Raw genomic sequence first — 13,620 nt, forward strand, 5'->3', positions numbered from 1 at the left:
AGAAGTCCGAGAGGCCCCCGCAAGGGGCCTTTCGGGCTTTTCGGGGTGACATTTCGGCGCGAAGGGCCCATTCTCGCTGTGACGAATATCCCTGGTCGGAACGCTCGCGGCGGTGAGACACTATGCAGGACGCAACATATGTAGCCGGTTACCCGGCGGTTTCGAACCCGTGACCAACGGGAAAGAGGCAGAAGCGTCGTGGGGCAACGAAGCCCTTCCCCGACGGACCGGTCCGGTTCCGTCCCCCGCGGAGCAGTCACGGTGCCGTCGCTGCCCCCGCACCCCGAGAAAACAGGTGAACGCACACCACCGCTCCGTGTCGGAGGTGTCCGCATGCTGGAACGAGCTATCCGCTAGGCGAGAAGCACTCCATCATGTAACCTGCACGAAATTTCGCGGAGGGCCAACGTCGTCCCTCGGCAGCAGCTCCCCCAGACGTGGTCTGGGAGGTGCCCCCAGCCACGACGACGACGGGAGAGCCGATGCGTTCCGACGCCTGGTCGCCCATGGACGGTCGCCCCGCCCCCCAGGGCATGTACGACCCCCGTAACGAGCACGACGCCTGTGGTGTCGGGTTCGTGGCCACCCTCACCGGTGTGGCCAGCCATGCGCTGGTCGAGCAGGCGCTGACCGTACTGCGCAACCTCGAGCACCGCGGCGCCACCGGCTCCGAGCCGGACTCCGGCGACGGCGCCGGCATCCTGTTCCAGGTCCCGGACGCCTTCTTCCGCGAGGTCACCGACCTCGCGCTGCCCGAGGCCGGCGCGTACGCGGTGGGCACCGCGTTCCTCCCCGTCGACACCGCCGACGAGAGCGCCGCCGCGATCGAGACCATCGCCGCCGACGAGGGCCTCACCGTCCTCGGCTGGCGCGAGGTCCCCGTCGCCCCCGCCCTGCTCGGCGCCACCGCCCGCTCCACCATGCCGGTCTTCCGCCAGCTCTTCGTCACCGACGGGGAGTCCACCGGCATCGCCCTGGACCGCAAGGCGTTCGTGCTGCGCAAGCGCGCCGAGCGCGAGGCCGCGACGTACTTCCCGTCGCTCTCCGCCCGCACCATCGTCTACAAGGGCATGCTGACCACCGGCCAGCTGGAGCCCTTCTTCCCGGACCTGTCGGACCGGCGCCTGGCCTCCGCCATCGCCCTCGTCCACTCCCGGTTCTCCACCAACACCTTCCCGAGCTGGCCGCTCGCCCACCCGTACCGCTTCGTCGCCCACAACGGCGAGATCAACACGGTCAAGGGCAACCGCAACTGGATGACCGCCCGCGAGGCCCAGCTCGCCTCCGACGTCTTCGGCGAGAGCCGCGACGGCAAGGGCCTGGACCGGATCTTCCCGATCTGTACGCCGGACGCCTCCGACACCGCCTCCTTCGACGAGGTCCTGGAGCTGCTCCACCTCGGCGGCCGCTCGCTGCCGCACTCGGTCCTGATGATGGTCCCCGAGGCGTGGGAGAACCACGACTCCATGGACCCGGCCCGGCACGCCTTCTACCAGTACCACTCCACGATGATGGAGCCCTGGGACGGCCCGGCCTGCGTCACCTTCACCGACGGCGTCCAGGTCGGCGCGGTCCTCGACCGCAACGGTCTGCGCCCCGGCCGCTACTGGGTCACCGACGAGGGCCTCGTCGTCCTCTCCTCCGAGGTCGGCGTCCTCGACATCGACCCCGCCCGGGTCGTCCGCAAGGGCCGCCTCCAGCCCGGCAAGATGTTCCTCGTCGACACCGCCGAGCACCGCATCATCGAGGACGACGAGATCAAGGCCGGCCTCGCCGCCGAGCAGCCCTACGCCGAGTGGCTGGAGACCGGGGAGATCGAACTCTCCGACCTCCCCGAGCGCGAGCACATCGTGCACACCCACGCCTCGGTCACCCGCCGCCAGCAGACCTTCGGCTACACCGAGGAAGAGCTCCGCGTCATCCTCGCCCCGATGGCCCGCACCGGCGGCGAGCCGCTCGGCTCCATGGGCACGGACTCCCCGATCGCGGCCCTGTCCGCCCGCCCCCGGCTGCTCTTCGACTACTTCACCCAGCTCTTCGCGCAGGTCACCAACCCGCCGCTGGACGCCATCCGGGAGGAGCTCGTCACCTCGCTGCGCTCCTCCCTCGGCCCCCAGGGCAACCTGCTCGACCCGAACGCGGCCTCCTGCCGCTCGGTCACCCTGCCCTTCCCGGTGATCGACAACGACGAGCTGGCCAAGCTCATCCACATCAACCACGACGGCGACATGCCGGGCATGAAGGCCGCCACGCTCTCCGGCCTCTACCGGGTCTCCGGCGGCGGCGAGGCGCTCGCCGCCCGCATCGACGCCATCTGCGCCGAGGCCGACGCGGCCATCGAGGGCGGCGCCCGCCTGATCGTCCTCTCCGACCGGCACTCCGACGCCGAGCACGCGCCGATCCCGTCGCTGCTGCTCACCGCCGCCGTCCACCACCACCTCATCCGCACCAAGCAGCGCACCATGGTGGGCCTGCTGGTCGAGGCCGGTGACGTCCGCGAGGTCCACCACGTCGCCCTGCTCATCGGCTACGGCGCCGCGGCGGTCAACCCGTACCTGGCCATGGAGTCCGTCGAGGACCTGCTGCGCGCCGGCACCTTCCTCAGCGACGTCGAGCCCGAGCAGGCCATCCGCAACCTGATCTACGCCCTCGGCAAGGGCGTCCTCAAGGTCATGTCGAAGATGGGCATCTCCACGGTCGCCTCCTACCGCGGCGCCCAGGTCTTCGAGGCCGTCGGCCTCGACGAGGAGTTCGTCGGCCGGTACTTCAACGGCACCGCCACCAAGATCGGCGGCGCCGGCCTGGAGGTCGTCGCGAAGGAGGTCGCCGCCCGCCACGCCAAGGCGTACCCCGCCACCGGCATCGCCTCCGCGCACCGCGCGCTGGAGATCGGCGGCGAGTACCAGTGGCGCCGCGAGGGCGAGCCGCACCTCTTCGACCCCGAGACCGTCTTCCGCCTCCAGCACGCCACGCGGAACAAGCGGTACGACATCTTCAAGAAGTACACGGACCGCGTGAACGAGCAGTCCGAGCGCCTGATGACGCTCCGCGGCCTGTTCGGCTTCGCGAGCGAGGGCCGCACGCCGATCTCCGTCGACGAGGTCGAGCCGGTCTCCGAGATCGTCAAGCGCTTCTCCACCGGCGCCATGTCGTACGGCTCCATCTCCCAGGAGGCGCACGAGACCCTCGCCATCGCCATGAACCAGCTCGGCGGCAAGTCGAACACCGGTGAGGGCGGCGAGGACCCGGAGCGCCTGTACGACCCGGCGCGCCGCTCGTCGATCAAGCAGGTCGCCTCCGGCCGCTTCGGCGTCACCTCCGAGTACCTGGTCAACGCCGACGACATCCAGATCAAGATGGCCCAGGGCGCCAAGCCCGGCGAGGGCGGCCAGCTGCCCGGCCACAAGGTCTACCCGTGGGTCGCCAAGACGCGTCACTCGACGCCCGGCGTCGGCCTCATCTCGCCGCCGCCGCACCACGACATCTACTCCATCGAGGATCTGGCCCAGCTGATCCACGACCTCAAGAACGCCAACCCGCAGGCCCGCATCCACGTGAAGCTGGTCTCCGAGGTCGGCGTCGGCACGGTCGCGGCCGGCGTGTCCAAGGCCCACGCGGACGTCGTCCTCATCTCCGGCCACGACGGCGGCACCGGCGCCTCCCCGCTGACCTCGCTGAAGCACGCGGGCGGCCCCTGGGAGCTCGGCCTCGCCGAGACCCAGCAGACGCTGCTGCTCAACGGCCTGCGCGACCGGATCGTCGTCCAGACCGACGGCCAGCTCAAGACCGGCCGCGACGTCGTCATCGCCGCGCTGCTCGGCGCCGAGGAGTTCGGTTTCGCGACCGCGCCGCTCGTCGTCTCCGGCTGCGTCATGATGCGCGTCTGCCACCTCGACACCTGCCCGGTCGGCATCGCCACCCAGAACCCGGTCCTGCGCGACCGCTTCTCCGGCAAGGCCGAGTACGTCGTCAACTTCTTCGAGTTCATCGCGCAGGAGGTCCGCGAGCTCCTCGCCGAGCTGGGCTTCCGCACGATCGAGGAGGCCGTCGGCCACGCCGAGCTGCTCGACACCAGCCGCGCGGTCACCCACTGGAAGGCGCAGGGCCTGGACCTGCAGCCGCTCTTCCACGTGCCCGAGCTCGCCGAGGGCGCGGTCCGCCACGCCCTGGTCGAGCAGGACCACGGCCTGGAGAAGGCCCTCGACAACGAGCTGATCCAGCTCGCCGCCGAGGCCCTGAACGCCGCCTCGGCCGAGCAGGCCCAGCCGGTCCGCGCCCAGGTCGCGATCCGCAACATCAACCGCACGGTCGGCACCATGCTCGGCCACGAGGTGACGAAGAAGTTCGGCGGCGCCGGCCTCCCGGCCGACACCATCGACCTCACCTTCACCGGCTCCGCCGGCCAGTCCTTCGGCGCCTTCCTGCCGGCCGGTGTCACCCTCCGCCTGGAGGGCGACGCCAACGACTTCGTCGGCAAGGGCCTCTCCGGCGGCCGCGTCGTCGTCCGCCCGGACCGGGGCGCCGACCACCTGGCCGAGTACTCCACCATCGCGGGCAACACCATCGCGTACGGCGCCACCGGCGGCGAGCTGTTCCTGCGCGGCCGCACCGGCGAGCGCTTCTGCGTCCGCAACTCCGGCGCCCTGGTCGTCTCGGAGGGCGTGGGCGACCACGGCTGCGAGTACATGACCGGCGGCACCGCGGTCGTCCTCGGCGAGACCGGCCGCAACTTCGCGGCGGGCATGTCCGGCGGCGTCGCCTACGTCGTCGACCTCGACCGGTCGAACGTCAACTCCGGCAACCACGGGGCGATCGAGACCCCGTCGGACGCCGACAAGGCGTGGCTGCACGATGTCGTGCGCCGCCACCAGGAGGAGACCGGCTCCACCGTGGCCGAGAAGCTCCTGGCCGACTGGGACGCGGCGGTGAGCCGCTTCAGCAAGATCATCCCGACCACGTACAAGGCAGTGCTCGCCGCCAAGGACGCCGCTGAGCTCGCCGGTCTCTCCGAGCAGGAGACCACCGAGAAGATGATGGAGGCGGCGACCCATGGCTGACCCGAAGGGCTTCCTCACCACCGGCCGCGAGGTCGCCGAGACCCGCCCCGTCGCGGAGCGCGTCCGCGACTGGAACGAGGTCTACGTCCCCGGCTCCCTGCTGCCGATCATCAGCAAGCAGGCCGGCCGCTGCATGGACTGCGGCATCCCGTTCTGCCACAACGGCTGCCCGCTCGGGAACCTGATCCCCGAGTGGAACGACTACGCCTACCGCGAGGACTGGTCGGCGGCGTCCGAGCGCCTGCACGCCACCAACAACTTCCCGGAGTTCACCGGCCGCCTGTGCCCGGCTCCGTGCGAGTCGGCGTGCGTGCTCGGCATCAACCAGCCGGCCGTCACCATCAAGAACGTCGAAGTCTCCATCATCGACAAGGCGTGGGACGCCAACGACGTCAAGCCGCAGGCGCCCGACCGCCTCTCCGGCAAGACCGTCGCCGTCATCGGCTCCGGCCCGGCGGGCCTCGCCGCCGCCCAGCAGCTGACCCGGGCCGGCCACACCGTGGTCGTGTACGAGCGCGCCGACCGCATCGGCGGCCTGCTGCGCTACGGCATCCCCGAGTTCAAGATGGAGAAGCGCCACATCAACCGCCGCATCGAGCAGATGCGCGCGGAGGGCACCAAGTTCCGCACCGGCGTCGAGGTCGGCCGCGACATCACCGCCACCGACCTGCGCAAGCGGTTCGACGCGGTCGTGGTCGCCGCCGGCGCCACCACCGCCCGCGACCTGCCGGTCCAGGGCCGGGAGCTGAACGGCATCCACCAGGCGATGGAGTACCTGCCGCTCGCCAACAAGGTCGTCGAGGGCGACTTCGTGGCCGCGCCGATCACCGCCGAGGGCAAGCACGTCGTCGTCATCGGCGGCGGCGACACCGGTGCCGACTGCGTCGGCACCGCCCACCGCCAGGGCGCGGCCTCCGTCACCCAGCTGGAGATCATGCCGAAGCCGGGCGAGGAGCGGAACGCCGGCCAGCCCTGGCCGACCTTCCCCATGCTCTACAAGGTCACCTCCGCGCACGAGGAGGGCGGCGAGCGGGTCTACTCCGTCTCCACCACCCACTTCGAGGGCGACGCGGACGGCAACGTCCAGTTCCTCCACCTCATCGAGGTCGAGTTCGTCGACGGCAAGCTGACCCAGAAGCCGGGCACCGAGCGGAAGATCCCCGCCCAGCTGGTCACCCTCGCCATGGGCTTCACCGGCACGGACGTGGCCAACGGCCTGGTCTCCCAGTTCGGTCTCGCCCTGGACGAGCGCGGCAACATCGGCCGCGACGCGGACTTCGCCACCAACATCGACGGCGTGTACGTCGCCGGTGACGCCGGCCGCGGCCAGTCCCTCATCGTCTGGGCCATCGCCGAGGGCCGCTCCGCCGCCCGCGGTGTGGACCGCTACCTGACCGGCGCCAGCTCCCTGCCGGCCCCGATCCGCCCGACGGACCGGTCCCTGCTGGTCTGACGCGCCCCTGGATGTCCCGTACAACGACGTGCGGAACCGAGCGACGCCCGCCCCGTCCCCGACCAAGGACTCAGGGGCGGGCGTCGCCGCGCGTCCGGGCGCGGAAGCACGGGATGACCCGCTCGCCCCACTGCCGGATCGTCTCCAGGCAGACCTCCTGCGGCACCGTGCCCATCTGGATCAGGCACATCACCTCGTCGACGCCGATCTCCCGGAGCCGCTCCACATAGGCGATCGCCGTCTCCGCGTCGCCGTAGGCGTGGTCGGTGTTGTACGTGCCGGTGTCCACCGGCCGGGCCGGGATGTCCGCCTCGTGCAGCCGGGCCACCAGCTTCTCCCGCTGCTCGGCGAGCGCGCCGGTGTGGTCCTCGTCCTCCGCGTACCCGGTGGGCACGGGCCCGCCGCCGTACCAGTGGGCGATCGACTCGGCGAAGAAGCGCTGGCCGCGGGTGCCGAGCCGCAGCGCGCGGGCCGCGTCGTCCAGCACGATCGTCGGACAGAGCGCCGAGAAGTGGTCGTTGACCTCGGTGGAGACGAAGCGGGAGCCGTCCCGGGCGGCGCGGGCCCGGTCGTACACCCGCCGCATGGCGGCCACGTCCTCGGCGCCGGAGAAGCCCATCACCAGCGCCCCGATGCCGAGTTCGGCCGCCCGGCGGAGCGAGTCGTGCTGCGAGCAGGCCATGAAGAGGGGCGGGTGCGGGGCCTGGACGGGACGGGGGAGGACCGTGCCGGGGCCGATGTCGAGGGTGCCGTTCCAGCGGAACTCCTCCTCGCGCCAGGCCGCCGCGAGGATCCGCAGCGCCTCCTCGGTCTGCGGCAGGGTGTCCTCCGGCCGCACCCCGAACATCCGCATCTCCTGGCGGGTCGCGCCGCGGCCGGCGCCGATGTCGACCCGGCCGCCGGAGAGCACGTCGAGCATCGCGGTCCGCTCGGCGACCCGGACCGGGTGCTGGTAGCCGAACGGCAGGGTGACCACGCCGTGGCCGATGCGGATCCGCTCGGTTCTGGCCGCCACCCAGGTCAGGAAGATCTCGGAGGCGCTCATGTGCGCGTAGCGGACGAGCGAGTGGTGCTCCACCGCCCAGATCCGGTCGAAGCCCATCTCCTCGGCGAGGACGGCCTGTTCGACGCAGTCGTGGATCACCTGCCGTTCGCGGGCGGGGGTCGGGTCGACGAGCTGTGCTTCGAAGATCATGGAGAACTTCACGGGCTGCTCCTCCCGTTGACGGCTTCGTATGCCTATCCGAAGTACTTCTAGCAGGCACGGGGGAAGGGAGGAAGAGCCGTACACTGCGGTCCGTGGAGGACGACGACACGACCGTGCCCGGGCTCCCCGAGCTCCCCGCGCTTCCCGCGACCAGCTGGGCGGTGCTCGGACTGCTCTCCTTCGGACGGGAGTTGTCCGGCTACGACTGCAAGAAGTGGGCCGACCGCTCGCTCGGACTCTTCTACTGGAGCCCGTCCTTCAGCCAGATCTACAGCGAGCTGCGCCGCCTGGAGGCGGCCGGTTACGCCACCTCCCGGCTGGTCGCCCCCGAGTCCGGCAGCCGCGACAAGCGGAACTACCGGATCACCGACGCGGGCCTGGCCGCCGTCCGAGCCTGGGCGGGAACCGCCCCCGTCGATCCGCCCGTCCTCAAGCACGGACCACTGCTGCGGCTCTGGCTCGGCCACCTCCTCGCACCCGACCGCGTCCGGGAGGTCCTGACCGGCCACCGCGACCGGTCCGAGACCCTGCGCCGGCGCGCCGCCGCCGACGCGGCCGAGGCCGGCGCCGACGAGGCGTGGGCCTACCCGCGGCTCACCCTCACCTGGGCCGAGCGGTACTACGCAGCCGAACGCGACCTGGCCGAGGCCATGCTCGCCGACATCGAGAGAGCCGAGGGGGAGCGCTGACATGGCACTGAGCCTGCGCAAGGTGGAGGAGACCGCGCCCGCGCTGGTCAGCCTCTACAAGTCGGCGGGGGAGTCGCTGCGCCGGAACGGCGTCGACGGGCAGCGCGTCGCCGTCTACCTGGTGGTCGACTACTCCGGCTCGATGAAGCCGTACTACCACGACGGCAGCGTCCAGGCCCTCGCCGACCGGGTCCTCGGGCTCTCCGCGCAGCTCGACGACGACGGCCGGGTGCCGGTGGTCTTCTTCTCCACCGACGTCGACGCCGAGACCGAGATCCGGCTCGACGACCACCAGGGCCGGGTGGCGCGGATCGTCGCCGGCCTCGGCCACATGGGCAAGACGAGCTACCACCTCGCCATGGACGCCGTCATCGACCACTACCTCGACAGCGGGTCCACCGCGCCCGCCCTCGTCGTCTTCCAGACCGACGGCGGCCCGATCAACCGGCTCGCCGCCGAGCGGTACGTGTGCAAGGCGGCCCGGCTGCCGCTGTTCTGGCAGTTCGTCGGATTCGGCGACCCCGGCAGCAAGCAGTTCGACTTCCTGCGCCGGCTCGACGAACTCGCCGTCCCGGAGCGCCGCTGCGTCGACAACTCCGGCTTCTTCCACGCCGGGAAGGACCCCGGCCGGGTCGCGGACGCGGAGCTGTACGACCGGCTGGTCGCCGAGTTCCCCCGCTGGCTCGCCGCCGCCCGCGCCCAGGGCATCGTCCGCTCCTGAACCGCGCCGCCGCCGGGGGCGAAGGGCGCCGTGACACGGTCCCGACGGCCCGCCGGAAACGCGGTGGCCGGGGGCGGGCCGGGCCGGGACCATGGGCGCATGAGTTCTCTCGTACGCCACGTGACCATCGACTGCGCCGACGCCTACGCCCTGGCCGGATTCTGGGCGGAGGTGCTGAACGGCAAGGTCTCCGACGACGACCGGCCCGGTGACCCCGAGGCCCTCGTGGAGTCCGAGGGCGCCGGCCTCCTCTTCATCCGGGTCCCGGAGCCGAAGACGGTCAAGAACCGCGTCCACCTCGACATCCAGCCGCAGGACCGCACCCGCGACGAGGAGGTCGAGCGGCTGCTCGCCCTCGGCGCGACCCTGGTCGGCGACCACCGGAAGCCCGACGGGACCGGCTGGGCGACCCTGGCCGACCCGGAGGGCAACGAGTTCTGCGTGGAGCGCGGCCGGGCGGAGCGCGCGGCCTCCTGAGGAACCGGCCGGAGCAATCCGGACCGTGGATGTCGGGTATCCGGTGTCTGCTGGAGTCATGACAGACACCGGAACCACCACCTGGGCGGCCTTCGAGGCCGCCGAGCCCGCGCTCGCCGCCACCGTGCGGGAGCGCTTCGGGCAGTACACCCACCACGCCCTCGCCACCCTCAGGAAGGACGGCGCGCCACGGCTCAGCGGCATCGAGGCCGACTTCCGGGACGGCGAGCTGTGGCTCGGCATGATGCCGAACTCCCGCAAGGCCCTCGACCTGCGCCGCGACCCGCGCCTGTCGCTGCTCGCCAACCCCGGCGCCGGCACCGGCATGGGCGGCGGGGACGTGCGGATCTCGGGACGGGCCGTCGAGGTCACCGACCCGGACGCGCTCGCGCGGTACGCCGCCGAGGCCGGGGCGCCGTCGCCCTTCCACCTCTTCCGGGTGGAGCCCGCAGAGGTGGTGCGGACCTGGGTGGACGGCGAGGAGATCTGCTTCACCACCTGGCGGCCCGGCCGCGCGCCCCGCACCCTGCGGCGGGGCAACGACGACGCGCCGCCGCGCGAGGCGTGACGGCGGACGCGCGGGCGACACCGCCGCCGACGGCGCGCCCGGCGGGGACGACAATGGGCGGGTGTCAGCGACCAAGAAGAAGAACCAGGCGAACGCCGCCGCGCCCGAGCGGCGCCGCGAACTCCTCGACACGGCCGCCGAGGTGTTCGCCGCCCAGGGCTACAACGCCACCACCGTCCGCAAGATCGCGGACGCCGCCGGGATGCTCGCCGGCAGCCTCTACTACCACTTCGACTCCAAGGAGTCGATGCTCGACGAGATCCTCTCGACCTTCCTCACCGAGCTCTGGGAGGGGTACGACGCCGTCCTCGCCGCCGGTCTCGGCCCCCGGGAGACCATCGAGGCCCTGGTCACCGAGTCCTTCCGGGAGATCGACCGGCACCGCGCCGCCGTCGCCATCTACCAGAAGGAGTCCCGGCACCTCACCGACCTGCCGCGCTTCCACTACCTCGCCGACTCGCAGCGCCGGTTCGAGAAGGCGTGGCTCGGCACCCTGGAGCGGGGCGTGGCGGACGGGGTGTTCCGCGCCGACCTCGACATCCGGCTGACCTACCGCTTCGTCCGCGACACCGTCTGGGTCGCGGCCTCCTGGTACCGGCCGGGCGGGCGCCACAGCCCCGACGAGATCGCCCGCCAGTACCTGTCGATGGTCCTGGACGGCATCGCCGTCGGCGGCTGACACCCGGCGGGGCGGCGTCCTCGCGGTACGCGGGCGGGCGCGGCCCCCGCACGGGCCGCGCCGCACCCGCGTCAGCCGACCAGCCGCTCCCGCAGACCCGCCACGGTGCGCAGGTCCAGGCCCAGGCCGGCCGTCACATAGCGGTACAGGCCGCCGTAGCCGGCGCGCACCTCGTCGAGGGCCGCGTCCAGGTACTCCCGGCGGACCTCCTGGAGGGGCACGATCAGCTCCGGGTTCCGCATCATGCCGCTCTGCCTGAGGCCCTCGCGGACGCGGGCGTCGTGGGCGGCGCGGAGGGTGTTGGAGGCCAGGTAGTCCTCGGTGGCGGACCGTTCCGGCACGCCGACGAGCCGGAGGAGCAGCCAGCTGGTCCAGCCGGTGCGGTCCTTGCCCGAGGTGCAGTGGTAGAGCACCGGGCCGGTGCCGGGAGCGGCGAGTTCGCGCAGGGTCCGTCCGAAGGCGGCCCGGTTCGCCGCGTCGGTGACGAAGGTCCGGTAGACGTCCGCCATGAAGGCCGCCGCCCGTCCGTCGCCGAGCATCCGCTCCTGGAGGACCGGGTCGCGCGAGCCGATCGCGGCCATCAGCTGTCCGAAGAGGCCGTTGTCGGTGATCGGCCGGGCGACGGCGGCGACCCCGGAGGGGAGCCGGTCGGCGCCGTCGTATCCGACCTCCATGGGGATCCGGAAGTCGACGGCCCGGGCGAGCCCGAGCCCGGCGAGCGTGACCAGGTCGGCCTCGGTGAGCTTCCCGAGGTGGTCGCTCCGGTAGACGAGGCCGTGCCGGACCCGCTCGCCGTCGTAGGTGGGGTAGCCGCCCAGGTCGCGGACGTTCACCGCGCCCTGGAGCGGGATCTGGCGGATCGGGGTGCCGGTCCTGGGGCGGGCGGCGGCCGGAGGGGCGACCGCGGCCAGGACGGCGGTGGCGCCGGCGGTGCTCAGCAGTGCGCGTCTCGACAGAGACATGGCGGAGTTCCTTTCCACCAAACATTAGTTAGGTGACATCGAGGGGAAGGTAGCAGCCCGGCACCGCCGTGCGGGAGGGGTGCGGCGACCGGTCCGTCGAGGAGATCCCGCGGGTCGCGGCCCGCGGGCGGGCGGTGGCGCCGATCAGGAGGCGCGGCACGGTGCGCGGTTCGGTGCGCGGTTCGGCAGTGCTGAACCCGTCGTGGAGTTCGCGCACTTCGCGGGGCCGGCGCCTACGCCCTCACCGCCCCGCCGAGCCCGGGCCCGCCGCGCACGGCCGTGACGGAGGCCGGCCGAGCGGGCCTCCCCGTGCGGTCAGCGGCGGCGCGGGGGGACCCACTCCAGGCGGGTCCTGACCCGGGCGTCGCGCACGAACTCCAGGGCGGCCAGCGCCGTCTCCCGGGGCGCGCCGTCCGGTTCGCCGTCCGCGAGGACCGTCGCCAGCGCGTCCACCGCCCGCGGGTCCTGCCGGATCGCCAGGCCGCGGGCCGCCTCCGCCGCCGTCTCCGGATCGGGGTCGGCGAGCCGCTCCGCCAGCGCCTCCCGCACCAGCGGTGTGTCGTCCGGCAGCTCGGCGAGGGCCAGCACCGCCCAGTCCCGCACCCGCGCGTCCCCGTCCCGGCTCAGCCGCAGCAGCACCCCGAGCGCCGCCATGTCCCCGGCCGGCACGATCCCGGCCAGCGCGCCCGCCACCGCCCGCCGCACCTCCGGGTCCGGATGGTCCGCGGCGGTCAGCAGCTCCGGCACCGCCGCCGGCTCCGCGCACGCCCCCAGCGCCGTCACCACCGACAGGACCGGCTCCCGCGCGGGGCCGGCCGCCTCCGCCGCCAAGCGCCGCAGCACCGGCACCGCGCTCGCCGCGAACCCCGGCAGCGCGCCGAGGACCCGCACGCCGAGCGCCTGCCGCAGCGGATCGCGGTAGGCGCACCAGGCGGCGGCGGCCGCGAAGGTCTCCTCGTCGGCCCGCCCGGCGAGTCCGGCCACCGCCGTCGTCCAGTCGTCCAGCTCCGGGTCCCCGCAGCGCAGCGCCCGCGCGGCGAGCTCCTCGTGCGGGGTGGTCCGGCCGAGCGCGGCCTCCAGGAGGGTGGCGACGGCCGCGTGCCCGGTCTGCCGCTCGTCGCCGCGCCCGGGCCGGCCGTCCTCGCGCAGCAGCTCGACCACCACGGTCACCCCGCCGTCCTCGCGGACCCGCCGGACCACCGCCTCGTAGGTCTCCCCGCCGCCGTTCCCGGCCACCAGGCCGCGCCGCAGCTCGGCCGCCATGTCCACGCCGATCCAGCGCCGCGCCTCCCGCAGCGCCGGCGCCGCGCCCCGCGCCCCGTGGTCGAGCAGCGCCCGTACGCAGGCGGTCGAGCCGCGCCGGGCCGCCGCCGTCAGCGGGGCCAGCCCGTCGGGGCCGGGGCGGACCGGGTCGGCGCCCAGGTCGAGCAGCGCCCGTACGGTCTCCGCGTGGCCGAGCCGTACCGCCCAGGCGAGGGCCGTGAAGCCGAACTCCTCCTGGAGGGCGGGGTGGGCGCCGGCGGCGAGCAGCTCCCGCACGGTGCCCGCGTGGCCGCCGCAGGCCGCCCCGCACAGCGGCAGGTCGCCGCCGTCCGGGCCGCTCACCCGGCCGGGGTCGGCACCGGCGGCGAGCAGCAGCCGGACGATCCCCGGCTCGTCGGCGACCGCCGCCAGGTAGAGGGCGGTCTCCCCGTCGTCGTCGGCCTCCGGGTCGGCGCCCCCGCGCAGCGCCCGTACGACCGCGTCCTCGTCCCCGGCGCCGATGGCGTCGAACAGCGTGCTCATCCCCCGACCCTGACCCGCCGTC

The 13,620-nt window shown here is 73.1% G+C and carries 10 protein-coding genes; 7 read left to right on the forward strand and 3 right to left on the reverse strand.

What is annotated here, in order from left to right; translation table 11 throughout:
* The first annotated feature begins 482 nt into the window (after positions 1–482).
* Positions 483–5,057 (forward strand): glutamate synthase large subunit, encoded by a 4,575-nt coding sequence (gene gltB / locus IE321_RS08815; protein ID WP_190222392.1) that lies wholly within the window; start codon positions 483–485, stop codon positions 5,055–5,057.
* A complete protein-coding gene (locus tag IE321_RS08820) occupies positions 5,050–6,510 on the forward strand; it encodes a glutamate synthase subunit beta (protein ID WP_043219243.1) in 1,461 nt (486 codons plus the stop codon). The genes gltB and IE321_RS08820 overlap by 8 nt, the downstream gene beginning before the upstream one ends.
* Before the next feature lie 70 nt (positions 6,511–6,580).
* Here the strand turns inward: IE321_RS08820 and IE321_RS08825 are convergent, their stop codons facing one another.
* The gene (locus IE321_RS08825; protein ID WP_043219245.1) at positions 6,581–7,717 is read right to left on the reverse strand and encodes an LLM class flavin-dependent oxidoreductase; all 1,137 of its coding nucleotides are present in this window, start codon (positions 7,715–7,717) and stop codon (positions 6,581–6,583) included.
* 92 nt (positions 7,718–7,809) lie between these two features.
* Here IE321_RS08825 and IE321_RS08830 point away from each other — a divergent pair, with 92 nt between their 5' ends.
* From IE321_RS08830 to IE321_RS08850, 5 genes are all read left to right on the forward strand, one after another.
* Complete coding sequence (locus tag IE321_RS08830; protein WP_051841600.1) at positions 7,810–8,406, forward strand: PadR family transcriptional regulator; 597 nt, start codon at positions 7,810–7,812, stop codon at positions 8,404–8,406.
* A 1-nt stretch (position 8,407) separates the two neighbouring features.
* Positions 8,408–9,127, forward strand: coding sequence for a VWA domain-containing protein (locus IE321_RS08835; RefSeq protein WP_043219247.1), 720 nt, complete (start codon positions 8,408–8,410; stop codon positions 9,125–9,127).
* A gap of 99 nt (positions 9,128–9,226) precedes the next feature.
* A complete protein-coding gene (locus IE321_RS08840) occupies positions 9,227–9,604 on the forward strand; it encodes a VOC family protein (protein WP_190222393.1) in 378 nt (125 codons plus the stop codon).
* 58 nt (positions 9,605–9,662) lie between these two features.
* On the forward strand, positions 9,663–10,172 hold the full coding sequence (locus IE321_RS08845) for a pyridoxamine 5'-phosphate oxidase family protein (RefSeq protein ID WP_190222394.1): 510 nt from the start codon (positions 9,663–9,665) through the stop codon (positions 10,170–10,172).
* A gap of 61 nt (positions 10,173–10,233) precedes the next feature.
* Positions 10,234–10,851 carry a TetR/AcrR family transcriptional regulator gene (locus tag IE321_RS08850; RefSeq protein WP_043219254.1) on the forward strand — a complete coding sequence of 206 codons (618 nt, stop codon included), beginning with the start codon at positions 10,234–10,236 and terminating at the stop codon, positions 10,849–10,851.
* Between the two features lie 71 nt (positions 10,852–10,922).
* On the opposite strand, the gene IE321_RS08855 is transcribed toward IE321_RS08850, so the two are convergent.
* Together IE321_RS08855 and IE321_RS08860 are read right to left on the reverse strand one after the other, a co-directional pair.
* A complete protein-coding gene (locus IE321_RS08855; RefSeq protein WP_190222395.1) occupies positions 10,923–11,813 on the reverse strand; it encodes a tyrosine-protein phosphatase in 891 nt (296 codons plus the stop codon).
* Between the two features lie 315 nt (positions 11,814–12,128).
* Positions 12,129–13,598, reverse strand: coding sequence for an ankyrin repeat domain-containing protein (locus IE321_RS08860; protein ID WP_190222396.1), 1,470 nt, complete (start codon positions 13,596–13,598; stop codon positions 12,129–12,131).
* Positions 13,599–13,620: the final 22 nt, after the last annotated feature.

Source organism: Streptomyces hydrogenans (genome assembly GCF_014656075.1).
Classification (GTDB): Bacteria; Actinomycetota; Actinomycetes; order Streptomycetales; family Streptomycetaceae; genus Streptomyces; species Streptomyces hydrogenans.